Genomic DNA, 1,357 nt, shown 5'->3' on the forward strand with positions numbered 1-1,357 from the left:
GACTTCCACGTGCTGGTGGCCTCCCCGCGGCTGGCCGTCGACCTCCTGGAGACCGCGCTCGCCATCGACCCCGAGCTCACCGGCATGTTCAGGGGGCAGTTCGTGGGACCCCACAGCGGAGACGCGTCGATGAGCGTCGCGGACGCGCTGGCCATGCACGGCGACCTCAACCGCGACCTGCAGCTCAGCCGGTTGACGCCGCTGGAGCAGCGGCTGGAGGACGGGCTCGCCCTGCGTGACGGCCAGATCCACCGGATCCCCGTCCTGTTCCAGAAGCCGCTGGTCCTGGTGCCCGGCCTGCTCGGCAAGATCGTACGCGGCGTCGTCCACCGCGTCAGCCCGCTCACCCCGAACATGGTGAACTCACTCGTCACCGGCCACCACGTCATCGTCCCCCGCCCGATGGGCCCGCGCATGAGCCGTGAGCGCGTGCCCGAGCTGCTCGACCGGATGCGCGTGCCCGCCCTGGACGACGGCGTGCTGAAGACGCTGGCCGAGCACCGCCACTGGGCGGTGGCGCCCGCCACCGTGGCGAACCTGTCGAAGGCGTTCGGCGTGGACCAGGGGACCCTCGTGGTCGCGAACCCGGCCGACACGTTCGAGGGGGCGAGGGTTCCCGACAGATGGACGCCGGTCCGGATCCCTGGCGACAAGGTCGACGTGCTCGAGGCGTACGTGGTGAGCGTTCTGAGCTCTCTTGGCCTGCGTACACACTTCGTCGACACCTGGACCCCGTACCACGTGTTCCAGGGCACGATGCACTGCGCCACCAACGTCAAGCGGACACCCCCGGACCTCGGAAGGACGGGACCATGAGCGGCGACGAGCACCGCGACCTGACCGGCAGGATCGCCCGCATCCTGCGCGACGACGGCGAGGACACCGGACTCACCCTGGCCCCCGGCCGCGTCGCCCAGGCGCTGGCCTCGCTCGGACCGGCCGCCGTGCCGGGGCTGATCGAGGTTCTCACGAAGACGGAGGGGTTCGGCACGCCGACCCACTGGCAGATCGTCCTGCAGGCGCTCACCGAGCTGAGGGCGCGCGAGGCCATCGGCCCGCTGATCGGGCTCTTCGGCGAGACCCGCGAGACCGAACGCCGCATGCTCCTCCTGGCCGCGCTCGGTGAGCTCGGCGGGCCCGGCGACACGGCTGTCCACGACCTGGCCAAGGCACGGCTGACGGACGGCGAGGAGAGTCCGGTCCTGCGCGGCACCGCCGCCCTCTGCCTCGGCCGGCTCGGCGACCCCCGGGCCACCGATCGGCTCTTCCACGTGGTGCGGGACGAGCAGGACGCGACCTTGCGGGCGAGCGCGGTCCGCGCCCTGACCTATCTGTGGCAGCCGCCCCCCTCCACCCC

2 protein-coding genes are annotated in these 1,357 nt (G+C 72.1%); both read left to right on the forward strand.

The features are described 5' to 3' along the window. Window positions 1–816 (forward strand): protein-arginine deiminase family protein (locus ITP53_RS55335; RefSeq protein WP_195903486.1); only part of this gene is annotated, 816 nt, incomplete at its 5' end. Further along, a partial coding sequence (locus ITP53_RS55340) for a HEAT repeat domain-containing protein (RefSeq protein ID WP_195903487.1) occupies window positions 813–1,357 on the forward strand: 545 nt, incomplete at its 3' end. The genes ITP53_RS55335 and ITP53_RS55340, both read left to right, overlap by 4 nt.

Origin of the sequence: Nonomuraea cypriaca (genome assembly GCF_015645445.1) — a bacterium.
GTDB lineage: Bacteria > Actinomycetota > Actinomycetes > Streptosporangiales > Streptosporangiaceae > Nonomuraea > Nonomuraea cypriaca.